Here is a 17,024-nt window from a genome sequence, read left to right on the forward strand (position 1 = left end):
ATCGCGTGGATGTCACTATTGAGGGCTGGCACTCAGAAAACAATTAAAGACAAACAATTATGCGCCCTTACTGGCTGCTTCCTCAAAAGCCTTGCTCAACTCATCCCAAGCACTTTGGAACCCTACTTTGAGCGACTCCCAAGCATCATCGCCGGCTTCTTTGAGAGCAGCCAATTGTTGGGTAATTTCATCTCGTTTGGCCTTCAGAGCTTCAATTTTGGCCTCCATATCCACCTTGATATCTTCACCGGCTTGATTGGCCTTTGCCTTGAGTTGGTCAAGTTGGGCACCGAGTTGTTGTAGCTTCGTTTCCATTTCGCCTTGGTAGGTCAACTAAGCCGCTGTTGATCGTAACTGAGGAGGGATAGGAATTCCCGCTGCGACCACCTCTGCTGGGAATGTGGGGACAAGGCGACTACAGTAAAGCACAAATTGCTCTAGCCATCTCAGTAGCAGGTTCTGCTGCTCCGCGTTGAGGGAGCGATCGCCGGCCGTCAGTTGTTCGTTGTAGAATAGCTCTACCCGCAGGGTACGCAGCCAAGGATTGGTGGGGCGAGTAATCAACCAATAGTTACGCACAAGGGCGCAATCTAGATGATTCTGGGCAATTTGACTGGCTTTTCTGAACCATGGAAGGTATTCCTGTAATTTGCTCCAACCGGGAAATTCGGGTGAGATGGACTTGGATGGAATAAGTCCAATGAGAGACAAGATTGCAGTCTCCAGTGCCAAGAGGTAAGCAAAGTTTACGGGTAGAGACGCTCTAGTCCGACAGTAGGACATGAGCAATGTTTCTAGGGTTACACGGGTGGCTTCAGGGAGTGTCTCAACCAGCAGAAGAAGTTGATTTTCACTTCTCAGCGGACTCACGGCAAGGGCTGAGCCTCGACGCTGACAAATGTCTCTCAGGGCATCTAGAAGAAGAGGAGGGAGTAGCATGGCTGAAGGGGTAAGCTTAGCTGGTGGCAGTAAATTTTTAATACTTTCTTTATACTTGCGTTTCGCAATGATGTCAGGTAAAGACGGTTACAGTGCACCCCCAAAAAACCGAACATTTTGATAAAGTTTTATCAATCTTTTTGCGATCGCTTGCCAATCCTCTAACTTATACGCTAATTTAGATAAGCTGAGGTAACGCGGGGTAGAGCAGTCTGGTAGCTCGTCGGGCTCATAACCCGAAGGTCCATGGTTCAAATCCATGCCCCGCCATTCACTTTTCTGTCGGTAGAGCAAGACTCCTAAAAAGTCTTTGGCGGTCTTCGAGAAGGGCTTTTTCCAGCGCTGGAAGGAAGCCTCGTGACGGCCAGAGGTCTGGGAACAGTGTTGTCAAGGGCAAATTGCGCAGCTCGCGGTAGAAGTCCACCGGTACCGAGCCAAAGGCATGGCGCATATTCAAGTTAAAGCCGACCCGCTCAAATTGAATCGCTCTGGCCGGTGCTTGAGATCGCAGCCACGCCAGTGGGGTTGTCGTGGGTGAAATGCCCTCGCTAGAACGGAGCATTGCGGTGAGCTGCTCTCCTTGCCAAAGACTGGCCCACAATTGGGCGCGTTTTGCCGGCTGACGCCACCCCTCAAGAAATTGTTGCAGCGACCGGGGTAGGGAATCGGTGCCTGCTGTGGGGTTTTGTAAAGCCAAAAGGGCGGGTTGGAGATTTAGCGGTAGGCGCGGCGCTGCGGTTGACCAGTCCCCCTGCCACCAAGCCAGAAGGCCATGCACTTGGCGGGCGTAACTAGCCGCTGCACGATGGGGGGCAAGGGTTTGCTCTAGGGCAGCATAGCGCTGTTTGGCCTGCTCTAGAACTTTTGGGTAGTGGGGCGCTAGGAGGGGCGATCGCCAAAAGGGACTGGTGCTCACGTGGGGAAAAGTGAGAATTTCCAAAGTGAAGGCATCAATGGCCTGGGACTCCTCCCCTTGGGCAAGAAGGCTCAAGCCAAGACCCAAAAAGTTTCCCGGCTGCGGGCCATTGAGTTCAATTGCTTGGACAAAGTGGGAAGCCGCTAGGGGCCAGCGTCGCTGCTGCCAATACAGCCAGCCTAGGCAGGTGTGCACAAACTCAAGGGCAGGGGCGCGATCGGCAGCTTTTTCGAGTTCGGCAACCGCCGTCTGGAACAGATTGGCTTGAGCTGACGGATTGGCCGTTTGGAAGCCGCGATGGCCGTAATTCCAGCCCAACTGTAGGGGGTAAAAAGGTTCCCAAGGCACCAGTTCTTGGGCGCGAAAGAGGAACTCCGTAAAGCGTTGCCATTGCACAGGCCGCATGGCCAATGCCCAGAATCCTTCGCTGCTGAGGGCACGGGCGCGGTGAATGGGGGCAAGCCAAACGCCCATCGCAATAATGCCTACCAAGCCTAGGGCAACTAAGGGCAAAGTGTAGCGCGGCAACAGACGCCCTTGAGGGGCTTGGCCTTGCCCCGTGCGCAGCAGTGCAGCTAGAAGGGCAACTTCTGTGGCCAATAACCCAGCAATCCCCACATTGTCCACTTGAAAATCACTCAGGCTAAATAGCCCATAGGCCCAGAGCGCCCCCAGCAGGGTGAGAGCCAATTGTTGATCTTCGGTGGCCAGAGGAACCAGCCAACGGCGATACCGCAGGGTCCAGTAACCCAGAAGGCCAATGGCCAAAAGCCAAGCGCCAATGCCCCAAATCCCTAGTTCTGCCCACAGTTGCGCTGGTGTGCTATGGAGTTGATAAATCCATGCTGCTTCCTCCCCTGCCCAGTCGGGACGGTAAGCTTGGTAAAGAAGCGGCACACTCCCCAAGCCTTGGCCAGTCCAAGGATGCGCTTTGCCCATTTCCCAAGCAGTGAGGTGGGTGATCCAGCGATAGGCCATTTCTCCCCCTGCTTCCCCCCGCCATAGACTCAGTACCGTCTGGCGCAATCGTTCATTGGCAATGGCCAAGACAGCAGCACTTCCCAATGCGAGGGCGATCCACAGCCCAGAGCGCCGCCAGCGGTTGCCCTTCAACCCCAGCCAAGCCAAGGGAATTGCCGTGAGCAGAACACTCAAGGCCGCGCCGCGGGAAAAGGTGGTGTACAAATCCACAAGCCCCAAGATCAAGGTTCCGAGCCAAAAGGGGCGCGATCGCCACCAAGGGGTCTGAGGGGGCGCAGTCCAAGCCAATAGCGCCAGCAGGGGCAATCCCAAAAGCAGATAGCCGGCAAGGTAGTTTTGATGGCCAAACGGCTCCCCATTGCGAAACTCTAGCCCATTTGGATCAAAGACCAATGTGCCCTGCCACAGTGATGGCAGAATTTCTCTCCCCAGCCAAAGGCCAGCACTGAGCACAATGAGAGCAGCCACCACATACCCTTGAAAGTAGAGGCAGCGGCGCCGACGTTCGGGGGTGCGCAACCAACTGCTGAGGGGATAGAGGACGGCCAACCCCCCTAGGGCTGCCCAACTGTACCAGAGGGCTTGCTGCGAAAAGCGGCTAAAGGGAATCGAAACCACCAACCCTAGCAATAGCAGACCGACTACGCCATCGATCCCATTGCCAAGGGGGGGTAAGCGACGTTGATAGGCAAAAAAGTAAAGTAACCAGAGCAACGGCGCACCGACGGCGGCTTGCCACAGCAGCATCCACGGCCAAGTAGTCATGAGGCTGTGGCTATTGGGCAACAAAGTAAAGAGAACATACCCCGCTGCTGTCAGGAGGGCTAAGAGAACTCCCTCTTGCCGAATGGCTCGCTCTGCTGCCATGGACTATCCCCGCCACATCTGCTCAATCCGCGCCATGGCTTCAACCACATTGTCGCGGCTATTAAAGGCAGAGAGCCGCAAGTAACCTTCGCCCGCTGCCCCAAACCCGGCGCCGGGAGTACCCACGACATAGCAGGTGTGCAGCAACTTATCAAAAAAGTCCCAACTGCCCATGCCTTGGGGGGTTTTTAGCCAAACGTAGGGGGCATTGACCCCACCATAGACTTCAAAGCCGGCTTGGGTGAGTTTTTCGCGAATCAGACGCGCGTTTTCCATATAAAAGGCCACCAATTCCCGCACTTGGGCTTGACCGGCTGCGGAATACACCGCCTCGGCGCCCCGCTGCACAATGTAGGACACCCCATTGAACTTGGTGGATTGCCGCCGCTGCCACAGCGACCAGAGTTCTACCGCGTCCCCACTGGGGGTGTGCCCCCTAAGAGCCTTGGGCACGACAGTAAAAGCACAGCGGGTTCCCGTAAAGCCAGCATTTTTTGAGAAGGAGCGAAATTCAATGGCGCACTCACGGGCACCGGGGATTTCATAGATGGAGTGGGGAATTGACGGATCAGTAATAAAGGCTTCGTAGGCGGCATCAAAGAAAATAATGGCCTTGTGGGCACGGGCATAGTCCACCCACGTCTGTAAATGCTCGCGCGTCGCCACAGCACCGGTGGGATTGTTGGGGAAACAGAGATAGATTAAATCCACAGGTTCTTGGGGCAGGCTGGCTGTGAAATTGTTTTCAGCGGTAATGGGCAAATAGATAAGTCCAGCATACTCGCCCCGTTCATTGGCTTCCCCCGTGTGCCCCGCCATTACATTGGTATCTACATAGACGGGATAGACAGGGTCTGTAACGGCAATGCGGTTACCCTCGCCAAAGATGTCGAGAATGTTGGCCGTATCACACTTGGAGCCATCGGAGATAAAGATTTCACTGGCATCAATGTCGCAGCCGCGGGCTTGAAAATCATGGGCGGCAATTTTTTCCCGCAGCCAAGGATAGCCCTGCTCCGGGCCATAGCCTTTGAACGTGGCGCGATCGCCCATTTCCTGAACGGCTTGAATCATGGCTTCCCGACAGGCTGCCGGCAGGGGTTCAGTGACATCACCGATTCCTAGGCGAATTAACGGTGCGTCAGGATGAGTTTCCAAGAATTGATTCACACGGCGGGCAATTTCTGGAAAGAGATACCCTGCCTTGAGTTTGAGATAGTTTGTGTTGACAAGGGCCATAGTGCGGTTGCGTGAGAACAGAAGGTCACTATATCAGGATTTGATCAGGATTCGAGAAGTCCTTTGAGCCGAGATTGGGCAAGTTCCAGCACTGCGGGCAATTTTTCGGGTTGGGATCCCCCCGCCTGGGCAAAGTTGGGGCGCCCGCCACCGCGTCCACCGCAGACTTGGGCAAGCTCTGCCACCAATTGGCCAGCATGGACTCCCCGTTGCACTACATCCTGACTGGCGGCCACTAACAGATTCACCTTCTCCGAGGTGAGTTGAGTAGCCAAAACTACAACACCACTGCCCAGCTTATTGAGCAGCCATTCGGCAGCAGTTTTCAGTCCTTGGGGATCCACGCCTGCCAAGGTGGCGGCAAGTAGGGAGGTATTCCCCACGGATTTGACTTGTTCCAAAAGAGCTTGGGTTTTGGCGAGAGCCAGTTCAGCTTTGAGGTGTTCCAGTTCCTTTTGCTGGGTTTTGAGTTCCGCTTGCAGTTGACCGATGCGATCGAGAACCTCTTCTGGCTTGGCTTTGAAGCGATCGCACAGGTGGCGGACAATGCTGTCGCGCTGTTGTAGATAGTCTCGCACCGCCGGTCCGGCAATGGCTTCAATGCGACGAATGCCGGCGGCCACCCCACTTTCACTGATGATCTTAAAAAGACCAATTTCAGCGGTGTTGTGGACATGGGTGCCACCGCAGAGTTCCATAGAGACCCCTGGAATGTCGAGGACGCGCACCTGCTCACCGTATTTCTCACCAAACATGGCGATCGCGCCTTTGGCCTTGGCTTCCGGGAGTGGCATGATACTGGTGCAGGTGGGGTGGCTTTCGCTAATCCAAGTGTTGATTTGATCTTCAATTTGTTGCAGTTCTTCGGGCGTGAGGGGACGGGGGCAGTTAAAGTCAAACCGCAGCCGATCAAAGGCCACTAGGGATCCTGCTTGGGAAATGTTTTCATCAATTAGCTTTTTCAGAGCTGCCTGTAACAGGTGAGTCGCCGTGTGGTGCGCTTGAACTCGCCGCCGACAACTGAGATCAATTTGGGCAGTGACGCGATCGCCCACCGTAAGGCTGCCGCGCTCCACTTTGCCATAGTGGACAAACAATTCCTTTTGCTTTTGGACATCGTGAATTTGCACAAGGGTTTCACCGCTGGCAAGGTAACCGCGATCCCCAATTTGACCGCCGGATTCAGCATAGAAGGGGGTTTCCTCAAGGATGACCTGCACCTCTGTCCCTGCCGTTGCCGTGGTGACTGGATGGCCACCCAGCAAAATCGCTGTTACTGTCGTGGTTAAACTAAACTCGTCATAGCCGCGAAACTGCGTCGGATGCAGTTGATCCGCTAGGGAGTCAATCCCCTCTTGCACTGTAATATCAATAGTTTCGTGGGCGGCTTGGGAACGTTGCCGCTGCTTGGCCATACAGGCTTCAAACTCAGCCACATCCACGCTAATCCCCTGTTCGGCTGCAATTTCTTGGGTCAACTCCAAGGGAAAGCCATAGGTGTCAAAAAGAAGAAAAGCATCCTGCCCCGCAAGCTGGGCTTGCGCTCGTTTTTTACCCTTAGCCCTCTTCAGGGGAGCCAGCATTTCCGCCAAGAGCTTCTCACCTCGATCCAAGGTTTTGAGAAACTGCTCTTCCTCCCGTTGCAGTTCGCTGAGAATCACCCCTTGGCGCTCCCGCACATTGGGATAGACATGGGCAGCCAGATCAATCGCCACTTGAGCCAGAGCAGGGGTCACTCGTTCATTGATCCCCAACAGCCGACTATGGCGAACAATGCGCCGAATTAACCGCCGCAGCACATAGCCCCGCCCCACATTACTGGCGGTGACGCCATCGGCAATGAGATGCACCACTGCACGGGTATGATCGCCGATGACCTTGAGGGAAGTTTTGGTTCTAGCATTGGCCTTGCGGTAGTCCACGCCGGCTCGCTGCGCTGCCGCCTCAATAATCGGGAAAATTAAATCTGTTTCGTAGTTGTTGGGTACCCCTTGGAGAACTTGGGCCATACGCTCCAAGCCCATACCGGTATCAATGTTTTTTGCTTTGAGGGGAGTGCGGCGCCCTTGATCGTCTTGGTTGAACTCCATGAACACCAAGTTGTAGAGTTCAATAAACCGGCGATCGTCATCGAGATTAACGGCACCTAGCCCCTTTTCGGGATAGAAGTCGTAGTAAATCTCAGAACAGGGGCCACAGGGACCCGTTGGCCCAGCCGTCCAAAAGTTGCTCTCCTCGCCCATGCGCTGGATGCGCTCCTTGGGCAAGCCCACTTGGCAATGCCAAATCTCATAGGCCTCATCATCACTTTCAAAAACACTCACCAACAGCCGTTCAGGGGGTAAACCATAGACCGTGGTCATCAGTTCCCAGGCCCACGTAATCGCCTCCGCCTTGAAATAGTCCCCAAAGCTAAAATTGCCCAACATTTCAAAAAAGGTGTGGTGGCGAGCCGTGCGACCAACATTTTCAATGTCATTGGTGCGCAGACATTTTTGAGCAGTAGTGACACGAGGGAATTTCGGTGCTTCTTGACCCAGGAAAATCGGCTTGAAGGGGAGCATGCCGGCGATCGTTAACAGCACCGTCGGATCTTCGGGAATCAGTGAGGCGCTGGGTAAAATCGTGTGCCCTTTGGCGGCATAGAAATCAAGAAACTTCTGGCGAATTTGATCACCTGTGAGGGCGTTTTTCGCCGACGCAGAGGGAGACGAGGTCATTGGAGCAAGGTCTCAACGGAGCGCAACAAACAGCCAAGAGGCCGGCAAAGACACTATTTCATCATACTGGATTGTACTCTAGGAGTAAGGCCATCCCTAGGGAAGATTTGCACAAGGCGCCATGACTGAGCCAGCTACCCGTTCTGAACTGGGTCAAATCCTCGACGAAATTAGAGGAATGCGCGCTGACATGAGGGCGATGCAGACCCAGATCTATGAATTAACCCTTGAAGTTAAAACCAATCAAGCAACTACCAATGAAAAATTCAACACCCTAGAGGAAAGGATCAATACTGTCCGGGCTGAACTTAAGGCAGAGGTACAAGGATTTCGTGCCGAGCTGAAGCAAGAGATTCAATCCGTTCGCACCGAGCTAAAGGAGGAGATTCAGTCGGTTCGCACTGAGCTAAAGGAAGAAATCCAGTCAGTTCACGCTGAGCTAAAGCAAGATATTCAATCAGTGCGTGCAGAGGTGCAAGCAATTGACACTCGGCTCAAGGAACAAATTCAGGCGGTGCATACCGAACTGAAGCAGGATATTCAGTTAGTGCGCACAGAGGCTCAAGCCATCCGTACTGAGCTAAAGGAGGATATTCAGTCAGTACGTGCAGAGGTAAAAGCTGTTGATACCGACCTCAAGGGACAGATTCAGTTGGTGCGTGCTGAACTGAAGGCGTTAGATGACAAAGTGATTGATCTCAGCGATCGCCAGCGGGTGGTGGATGCGCGTCTATGGGGATTTATCGTAGCCCTTGTGGGGGCAATTCTAGCTTACCTAGTGAAGTTATCTTTCTTTGACAGAGCTTAGGGAACAAATACACCCGGCAAAAAGATTTTGAAGTAAAGGCGAATTAATTGCTGGCCAAAGAGAGCACTGAGAATAGCAGCCACTGCTAAAAACGGGCCAAAGGGAATGGGTTGCCGACGTTGAATCCACCCTAGGGCAATCCCCAGTCCACCCATCAGGCCGCCGAGGGCACAGGCCAAGAAAAAGGTGACGAGCAACCCTCGCCAGCCCAACCAGGCGCCGATCATGGCTGCCAGTTTACCATCCCCTCCCCCCATGACCTCCTGACCTAGGGCGATCGCGCCCCCCCAGCGGATTAGATCAAAGAGCCAAATGCCGATCACTGCCGCAATGATCCCCTCCGTGAGTCCGCCGAGACCTGTCGTTAACCCTCTGACTAACAAGCCGACAATCAACCCCCATTTGGTGAGAGGATGGGGCAGCGTCATCGTGTCTAGATCAATCAAAGCCAAGGCCAGTAGCCATGCGCTCAATAGCCAAAGCACAGGGGTTTCGATTTGCCAACCACTCACCGCGAAAATCAGGACGTACAGCAGCGCCGTCAACAGTTCAATTGCCGGATACCGCCAAGAGATGGGCGCATGGCAGTAGCGACATTGCCCCCGCAGGAAGAACCAGCCCAAAACCGGAATATTGTCCCAAGGCTTGAGCGTTGTCAAACAGATAGGACAGCGAGACGGCGGATACAGGAGCGATCGCCCCCTTGGTACACGGTAGATTACCACATTAAGAAAGCTCCCCACCGCTGCGCCAAGGGCAAAGACAAGGCAGTAGCTGGCAAAGGTCAAAACAGTCAGTGCAGTTATAGGCGTGTCACTTCCGGCAGATGATCATAGGGAATAAAGCATTCTTGGGGCAGCAGCACCGGCTGACTAGTAAACAGCACATAGCCCCGCAGGGTTTGCCGATTAACAACCACACCCGCAGGCACCGTTTTCGCCCCATGAACCTGCTGGTAGAGATTATAGATGGATTGAGCAGTGGCTAGTAGGGGAGTATCAACGGTTTCCATAGTTGGTAAAACTGGCATGAGCCTCACTCCTCGGCAATCGAACAATCAGAAACAGTAATGCTGGGTTTTGAGCCAATCATCAGTTCTCGCCAAGCGCCCTACCTATGCAAAAGTCGTTCTCCCTTGCCAAGTACGGCGGGCGCGATCGCCACTGCCTATGCGTAAAAAATTGCAACATGTGTACTTCTAGGGTTAAGGGGCAGAAGAATTGCCTATAATACTTTGAGCACGCCAATGCTTGAGGGAGTTGACGTTGACCACGACCGTTCTTCAAACTACAAAATCCCAAGAAATTTTTGCCGCTGCCCAAAAACTCATGCCCGGTGGCGTCAGTTCACCCGTGCGTGCCTTTAAGTCCGTCGGCGGCCAACCCATTGTCTTTGATCATGTCAAGGGTGCCCATATTTGGGATGTGGATGGCAACCAATACATTGACTATGTGGGGTCGTGGGGGCCTGCGATCGTCGGCCATGCCCATCCCGAAGTGATTAACGCTCTCCATGCTGCCCTTGAAAAGGGAACCAGCTTTGGCGCCCCCTGTGTGCTGGAGAATATCTTGGCGGAAATGGTGATTGCCGCTGTTCCCAGTGTGGAGATGGTGCGCTTTGTGAACTCCGGCACCGAAGCCTGTATGGCAGTGCTGCGGCTCATGCGTGCCTATACCCAGCGGGAAAAAGTGATCAAATTTGAAGGCTGCTACCACGGCCATGCCGATATGTTCTTGGTCAAAGCAGGCTCTGGGGTGGCCACCCTAGGCTTACCCGACTCCCCCGGCGTGCCGAAAGCCACCACCGCGGCCACATTGACAGCACCCTACAACGATCTCGAAGCGGTTAGTCGCCTCTTTGAACAGTATCCCGATGACATTGCGGGTGTGATCCTTGAACCTGTGGTCGGCAACGCCGGCTTTATTCCCCCGGATGCCGGCTTTCTCGAAGGGCTGCGGGAACTCACAAATCAGTACGGCGCCCTGTTGGTGTTTGATGAAGTAATGACAGGCTTTCGCATTGCCTATGGGGGCGCTCAAGAAAAATTTGGCGTCACACCGGATCTCACTACCCTCGGAAAAGTGATTGGCGGTGGCCTGCCGGTAGGTGCCTATGGGGGTCGTGCTGACATTATGAAGATGGTGGCGCCGGCAGGGCCGGTGTATCAAGCGGGTACCCTTTCCGGCAATCCCCTGGCAATGACGGCAGGAATCAAAACCCTAGAAATCCTTAGCCGCCCCGGCACCTATGAACAACTGGATCGGATTACGGGCAAGCTGGTGCAGGGATTGTTAGAGGCGGCACGGGAATTTGGCCACGAGGTGTGTGGTGGCCACATCAGCGGCATGTTTGGTTTCTTTTTCACTGCTGGGCCGGTGACCAACTATGAGCAAGCCAAGCGGTCTGACTTGAAAAAGTTTGCCGCCTTCCATCGCGGCATGCTGGAGCAGGGGATTTATCTGGCGCCGTCCCAGTTTGAAGCCGGCTTTACCTCCCTTGCCCATACCGAGGCAGATATTGAACGCACCATTGCGGCAGCGCGGACAGTATTGAGTCAGCTTTGAGGTTTGACGGTGGCTGCAAGGAGCACCACCTCCATTAAATCCTCAAGGTTGAGGCAGGGAAAGACCATGACATCCCCCAAGTCATGAATCGCGCGGCTGCTGTCTTCGGCCAAGGTAATTATGGGGAGTGCTCGCAGTTTGGGGTGATTTTTTAGATGGGCAACTTCGTCAGCGGGTAAATCCCAAATCAAAGCATCGGGCTGCCAAATCTCCACCAAGAGGTCGGCCTGTTCAAGATCTTCTGCTTCGAGCAGTCGCAGGTGGGGTAAGTTGATCTCGTGACCTAAACCAAGGCGGAGCACCGTTTGATTGGGCAGGGGAGGCCCGAATGATACTTTTGGGGCTGGTGGCGCCAAGCGGGGAAAGCACCAGCGATCAAGGACATCAATCAGCAGACTCGGATGGCTATTCAAGGGCAACCGTTGGACAAAACCAGTCAAGCCCAAGGGAATCGCTTCATCGGACAAGATGATTAAAGGTACAGTTGCAGTGAAGGAGCTGGTGGCAAGAGTCTCAACCACATCGGCCAAGATGAGACTGCTGGCGGGGCGTACAACAATTGCTGTGGGTTGCAGTTGTTCCACCTTATCAAGGGCTTCAAGGGGATGGCGAGCGATGATATAGCCGTAGTGATTGTGTCGCAAGGCAGCAGTGGTCTTCATAATCCATGGGGCATCATTACTGACCAAAAGGATCAATTGAGCCACAGTGGGCAACTCAGGGGGAAGTTCCTCAGCAAAGGGCAGTAGCACTGTCCATTCACTGGAATCGTCAGGTTGGGCGATAAAAGAAAGCTCACCACTGTGCAGCCGACAAAGTTGGCGCGCCAGCATCAGCCCCATGGTTACTTCGGCGTAGTCCTCGAGACATTCGTGCAGCAGGCGCTCGTGATCCTTCAGAGGAATGCCGCGTCCTTCTTCCCACAGTTGTAGAACCAGCCAATTTTGCCAGCGACTCAGGCGCAGCCCATAGCGATCGCTGGGAAAGAGCATCAGCCACCCTAGAAGGTGGGCAAAAATCTGCCGTAGCCGTAGCGTATCCCCATAGAGGTACAGGTTGCTGAGGGGAACCTCAATTTGCCATTGCCAACGGGAAATGTTCGGGCCATACAGATGCTCCGCCAATTCCTGCGATCGCAACCACAGGCTGGCCAGTTCCACGGTTTCCCACTGCAATTCCAACTCACCCCAGAGGGCACGGGTGTAGTCCTGCCACGCCTGAATCAGGCGATTCATTTGCCAGCCGCTGCGTTGAATCAGGGCAAGGTACTCCTCTTGTGCCGGCAGAGGGTGCTGCCACAGGAGTTGGGTAAGACTGAGAATCGCCGTGAGGGGGTTTTTGAGTTCATGCCCCAAGCCGAGAAGCAGGCGTTTTTGCTGATGCAGACGCAGTTGGTACAAGCGGGTGGGAGTCGTCGAATCAACCTCTGGCCACCGTTGGGCAAAAAAGAGCCAATAGCGATCGCTGGCCACCGCTACATTGCCCTCAGCTTGACCCGATTCTAAGGAGGTGAGATGCAAAGGAAACGAACACACTTGCCAGAGCGATCGCCCTTCTAGGGTCTGACAATTCAAACCCTCAAATTTGGGTTGTACAAGAGGCAAAAAATCCGTGAAGTGTTCTGCCCAAGCACAATTGTGCCAAATGACGCTGCCTTGAGCGTTTTGAATTTGGATCGGCAACGGCAATTGTTCAATCACCTCCAGCCACGGCAAAGGGGGCTGGCAGGCCCAGTAATGCAGTAACTTTTGCTGATCTAGCAGTCCCAAAAAGGAACCCGCTGCATCCACGACCGCAACATAGGCTGGCATCTGGGCTTGGCTGCGCAACCATCCCTGAAACTGCAAGAGCGTCCACGCGGCGGGTACCACCACCACCGGCGATCGCCAAGAAGCTGTTACCCTACCCACCACTAAATCGGCTAGCTGCTCTTCCCGCTCCAAACTTAACGCCAACCGCCACCCCTGCACCACCCCCAGGGGAGCTTGCTGCTCATCAACAATGACGATCGCCTCTGCAAGGGTTTCTTGCCAGCGCTGATACACCTCCCTCAGACAAGCAGTTGCCGCCACTGCTGGGGAGGGTTGAGCAAAGGACGCTAAGAATAGGGAATCCATCAATCATTCCTATGGGGCATGATGAAATGGCAACACTCCTTCAGAAAACACTGCCACCACCCGCGAGAAGATGATAGGATGCTATCAGATGCAAACTCAAGTCTTGAAAGCCCGTGGCGCAGTCAACCGCATTAACAATCTGTGGCTTAGTTTACTCGCCCGCTATTGGCCAAGAACTGGTACGTTTGCATAAGTCCGACATTGATGAGCTTGTTTACTTTTCCAATGAGAGGGAGTTTTGCACCTATTTAGAGCAACGACGAAATAGTATTGCTTGTTTAATTTTAGAATGGGGAGAGGGCACGCCGCAAATCATTACGTATCTTCACCACAGCGCCACGCTGTTGCCTGCCATCCTGATTTTTCCTGCGGCACCGTCTTCCCCACCCCCTGGCCCCCACTACCACATAGCCGAAGTCATTCTCACCACCGATCAGCTGCAACAGCTTAACCAGCAAATTGAAGAGGCGATTACTGGATTTGTAAAGCTCTGTCCAGGGTGTGCTGTTCCTCCCCACGTCATGTTTCGCATGCCCGCTCTTAAAGACAGTGGGAACCTCGATCCCCAGCACCGTCTCTCCCAAAAGTTAAAAGAGCGACTCGGCTACCTGGGGGTTTATTACAAGCGGGATACCGCCTTCTTCTTCCGTCGCATGTCCCCCGCCGATAGGCGCAAGCTCCTCGACGAATTACGCTCGATCTACCGTACCATTGTTCTTGAATACTTTAATACTGATGCCAAAGTCAATGAGCGCATTGACGAATTTGTGAGTAAAGCATTCTTTGCCGATATTTCCGTCTCCCAAGTCCTAGAGATTCACGTTGAACTCATGGATAATTTTTCTAAGCAGCTTAAACTGGAAGGTCGCAGTGAGGACATTTTGCTCGATTATCGCCTGACACTGATTGATGTCATCGCCCATCTATGCGAAATGTATCGTCGCTCCATTCCGCGTGAGGTGTAACCCCTATGACTCCTCTGCGGAAAACCTACGTTCTCAAGCTCTACGTGGCCGGCAATACCCCCAACTCCGTGCGGGCCCTAAAAACCCTCAACAACATTCTGGAAAAAGAGTTTAAGGGTGTCTATGCCCTGAAAGTGATTGATGTCCTCAAAAACCCCCAATTGGCCGAGGAGGATAAAATTCTGGCTACCCCAACCCTCGCCAAAGTCTTACCCCCACCGGTACGCCGTATCATTGGTGATTTATCCAACCGTGAAAAGGTGCTTATCGGCCTCGACTTGCTGTACGAAGAGATTGGGGAGCAGTCCGACGACGAACTTGGACTGGAATAGGCACAGTGGTTAGAATACTTCAGTTTAGAATAACGTTTTGGAATTTTTTGCAGAATACTCGGTCTAAAACTCTTCTATGACGAACCTACCAGAAAGTCAGTTAAGCACCCCTGGGCAGTCTCCTGCGGAAGTAAAGAAAATCCCCACAATGATCGAGGGATTTGACGACATTAGCCATGGCGGACTCCCCCAAGGACGCACCACCTTGGTCAGCGGTACCTCAGGAACCGGAAAGACCCTTTTTGCGGTGCAATTTCTTTATAATGGCATCACGATTTTTAATGAAGCAGGTATTTTTGTCACCTTTGAGGAGTCTCCCCAAGACATTATCAAAAACGCCCTCAGCTTTGGCTGGAATCTCCAAAGTCTTATTGATCAAGGGAAGCTGTTTATCCTCGATGCCTCGCCGGATCCCGATGGTCAAGAGGTGGCGGGAGATTTTGATCTGTCGGCGCTCATTGAGCGCATCCAGTATGCCATTCGCAAATACAAAGCCACCCGCGTCTCCATTGATTCGGTGACGGCTGTTTTCCAGCAGTATGATGCGGCTTCAGTGGTGCGACGGGAAATCTTCCGCTTGGCATTCCGCCTTAAACAGTTGGGGGTGACCACAATCATGACCACCGAGCGGGTGGATGAGTATGGCCCTGTGGCGCGGTTTGGTGTCGAAGAGTTTGTTTCCGACAATGTGGTGATTTTGCGCAATGTCCTTGAGGGGGAACGGCGGCGGCGTACCGTTGAAATTCTCAAGCTGCGGGGCACGACCCACATGAAGGGGGAATATCCCTTTACGATTAACAATGGCATCAATATCTTCCCCTTGGGAGCCATGCGTCTGACCCAACGCTCCTCGAATGTGCGGGTCTCCTCTGGGGTTAAAACCCTCGACGAAATGTGTGGCGGTGGATTTTTCAAAGATTCAATTATTTTGGCCACAGGAGCAACCGGCACAGGTAAAACACTTTTGGTGAGCAAGTTTCTGGAAACGGGGTGCCAACAGGGCGAACGGGCACTGCTGTTTGCCTATGAAGAGTCGCGGGCGCAGTTGTCGCGAAATGCCTCCTCTTGGGGCATTGATTTTGAGGAGCTAGAGCGGCGGGGTCTCCTGCGGATTATCTGCGCCTATCCAGAGTCGGCGGGCCTAGAGGATCACTTGCAGATTATTAAATCCGAGATTGCTGACTTTAAGCCGTCGCGGGTGGCCATTGACTCCCTATCTGCTTTAGCACGGGGGGTGAGCAATAATGCCTTCCGTCAATTTGTTATCGGTGTTACGGGTTTTGCCAAGCAGGAGGAAATCACGGGCTTTTTCACCAACACGACGGATCAGTTTATGGGGTCAAACTCAATTACGGAGTCCCACATTTCGACAATTACAGACACCATTTTGCTGTTGCAGTATGTAGAAATTCGCGGGGAAATGTCGCGGGCAATTAACGTCTTTAAGATGCGGGGGTCTTGGCACGATAAGGGCATCCGCGAGTATGTCATCACTGAGAAGGGAGCGGAGATCCGCGACTCTTTCCGCAATTTCGAGGGCATTATCAGCGGTACCCCCACCCGCATTTCCGTGGACGAAAAAACCGAGTTGTCACGGATTGCCAAAGGAATGCAGAACCTGGAAAACGAGTAGCCCCATGCAGTTGAACCAAGTGATTGTGGTGCACAAGGCGGGCGATCGCCAGAGCAAGGAATGGGCGGATCGCGCCTGCCGGCAACTGCAACAGCGGGGTGCCAACGTCCTTGTGGGTCCGAGCGGCCCTAAAGACAACCCCTACCCCGTTTTTATGGCGTCGGTGACTGAGCCGATTGATCTGGCTGTTGTTTTGGGAGGCGATGGGACTTCCTTAGCGGCAGCACGGCACTTGGCGGCGGCGGGGGTGCCGATTTTGGCCGTGAATGTGGGGGGGCACTTGGGGTTTTTGACGGAGCCTTTGGAGCTGTTTCGCGATACGGAGGCGGTTTGGGATCGCCTTGAGCGGGATGAGTATGCCATGCAACAGCGGATGATGCTGCAAGCTCAAGTCTTTGAGGGGTCAAAATCGCATCCTGAAGTGGTGGGCGATCGCTACTACGCCCTCAATGAAATGTGCATTAAACCCGCCTCTGCTGATCGCATGATTACCGCCATCCTCGAAATGGAAATTGACGGCGATGTGGTGGATCAGTACCAAGGGGATGGGTTGCTGGTGGCCACTCCCACCGGCTCCACTTGCTATACGGTGGCCGCCAACGGCCCCATTTTGCATCCGGGGATGGAAGCCCTTGTGGTTACCCCCATTTGCCCCCTGAGTTTGTCGAGCCGCCCGATCGTCTTGCCTGCCCGCTCGACGGTGAGCATTTGGCCGTTGGAGGATCACAGCTTGAATACCAAACTGTGGATGGATGGCGTACTGGCCACCTCTATTTGGCCGGGACAGCGGGTTCAGGTGACAATGGCCGATTGTCAAGCCCGCTTTATCATCCTGCGAGATCACTACTCCTTTTATCAGATCCTGCGGGAGAAGTTGGCTTGGGCGGGAGCACGCATTCCCTACCACAACAACCACCGCAATTAGATCACAACCGGATGCTTG

The 17,024-nt window shown here is 53.8% G+C and carries 14 protein-coding genes and 1 tRNA gene; 7 read left to right on the forward strand and 8 right to left on the reverse strand.

Annotation, left to right across the window (positions count from 1 at the left end; translation table 11 throughout):
• Positions 1-57: 57 nt before the first annotated feature.
• Both Q0683_RS05715 and Q0683_RS05720 read right to left on the reverse strand, forming a co-directional pair.
• The gene (locus tag Q0683_RS05715) at positions 58-315 is read right to left on the reverse strand and encodes a hypothetical protein (RefSeq protein WP_298976727.1); all 258 of its coding nucleotides are present in this window, start codon (positions 313-315) and stop codon (positions 58-60) included.
• 18 nt (positions 316-333) lie between these two features.
• Entirely contained in the window at positions 334-939 is a 606-nt protein-coding gene (locus Q0683_RS05720) for a hypothetical protein (protein ID WP_298976729.1), read from the reverse strand.
• A gap of 196 nt (positions 940-1,135) precedes the next feature.
• Between Q0683_RS05720 and Q0683_RS05725 the strand changes: the two genes are divergently transcribed.
• A tRNA-Met gene (locus Q0683_RS05725) sits at positions 1,136-1,209 on the forward strand.
• Position 1,210: 1 nt separating this feature from the next.
• Here Q0683_RS05725 and Q0683_RS05730 read toward each other — a convergent pair.
• From Q0683_RS05730 to alaS, 3 genes are read right to left on the reverse strand one after another with little or no spacing between them, the layout of a single operon-like run.
• Positions 1,211-3,703, reverse strand: coding sequence for an O-antigen ligase family protein (locus Q0683_RS05730; RefSeq protein WP_298976731.1), 2,493 nt, complete (start codon positions 3,701-3,703; stop codon positions 1,211-1,213).
• A gap of 3 nt (positions 3,704-3,706) precedes the next feature.
• Positions 3,707-4,942, reverse strand: coding sequence for an LL-diaminopimelate aminotransferase (locus Q0683_RS05735; protein WP_298976733.1), 1,236 nt, complete (start codon positions 4,940-4,942; stop codon positions 3,707-3,709).
• Positions 4,943-4,986: 44 nt separating this feature from the next.
• Positions 4,987-7,662, reverse strand: a complete 2,676-nt coding sequence (gene alaS / locus Q0683_RS05740) for an alanine--tRNA ligase (protein WP_298614943.1) — start codon at positions 7,660-7,662, stop codon at positions 4,987-4,989.
• A 121-nt stretch (positions 7,663-7,783) separates the two neighbouring features.
• Here alaS and Q0683_RS05745 point away from each other — a divergent pair, with 121 nt between their 5' ends.
• Positions 7,784-8,470, forward strand: coding sequence for a hypothetical protein (locus Q0683_RS05745; RefSeq protein ID WP_298976737.1), 687 nt, complete (start codon positions 7,784-7,786; stop codon positions 8,468-8,470).
• Here Q0683_RS05745 and Q0683_RS05750 read toward each other — a convergent pair.
• Positions 8,467-9,258, reverse strand: coding sequence for an A24 family peptidase (locus tag Q0683_RS05750; protein WP_298976739.1), 792 nt, complete (start codon positions 9,256-9,258; stop codon positions 8,467-8,469). The two genes, Q0683_RS05745 and Q0683_RS05750, sit on opposite strands and share 4 nt — an antisense overlap.
• A gap of 14 nt (positions 9,259-9,272) precedes the next feature.
• Positions 9,273-9,500 (reverse strand): hypothetical protein, encoded by a 228-nt coding sequence (locus tag Q0683_RS05755; protein WP_298614934.1) that lies wholly within the window; start codon positions 9,498-9,500, stop codon positions 9,273-9,275.
• Between the two features lie 235 nt (positions 9,501-9,735).
• On the opposite strand from Q0683_RS05755, the gene hemL reads away from it, so the two are divergent.
• The gene (gene hemL / locus Q0683_RS05760; RefSeq protein WP_298614932.1) at positions 9,736-11,034 is read left to right on the forward strand and encodes a glutamate-1-semialdehyde 2,1-aminomutase; all 1,299 of its coding nucleotides are present in this window, start codon (positions 9,736-9,738) and stop codon (positions 11,032-11,034) included.
• Here hemL and Q0683_RS05765 read toward each other — a convergent pair.
• A complete protein-coding gene (locus Q0683_RS05765; protein ID WP_298976742.1) occupies positions 11,025-13,151 on the reverse strand; it encodes a HAMP domain-containing sensor histidine kinase in 2,127 nt (708 codons plus the stop codon). The two genes, hemL and Q0683_RS05765, sit on opposite strands and share 10 nt — an antisense overlap.
• A 113-nt stretch (positions 13,152-13,264) precedes the next feature.
• Between Q0683_RS05765 and Q0683_RS05770 the strand changes: the two genes are divergently transcribed.
• From Q0683_RS05770 to Q0683_RS05785, 4 genes are all read left to right on the forward strand, one after another.
• A complete protein-coding gene (locus Q0683_RS05770) occupies positions 13,265-14,116 on the forward strand; it encodes a circadian clock protein KaiA (protein ID WP_298614928.1) in 852 nt (283 codons plus the stop codon).
• Between the two features lie 5 nt (positions 14,117-14,121).
• Complete coding sequence (gene kaiB / locus Q0683_RS05775) at positions 14,122-14,448, forward strand: circadian clock protein KaiB (RefSeq protein WP_298614926.1); 327 nt, start codon at positions 14,122-14,124, stop codon at positions 14,446-14,448.
• A 76-nt stretch (positions 14,449-14,524) separates the two neighbouring features.
• Positions 14,525-16,081, forward strand: coding sequence for a circadian clock protein KaiC (kaiC, locus tag Q0683_RS05780; protein ID WP_298614924.1), 1,557 nt, complete (start codon positions 14,525-14,527; stop codon positions 16,079-16,081).
• A gap of 4 nt (positions 16,082-16,085) precedes the next feature.
• The gene (locus Q0683_RS05785; RefSeq protein WP_298614922.1) at positions 16,086-17,006 is read left to right on the forward strand and encodes an NAD(+) kinase; all 921 of its coding nucleotides are present in this window, start codon (positions 16,086-16,088) and stop codon (positions 17,004-17,006) included.
• The last annotated feature ends 18 nt before the right edge of the window (positions 17,007-17,024 follow it).

The sequence above is a fragment of the uncultured Thermosynechococcus sp. genome (assembly GCF_938074695.1).
Lineage (GTDB): Bacteria > Cyanobacteriota > Cyanobacteriia > Thermosynechococcales > Thermosynechococcaceae > Thermosynechococcus.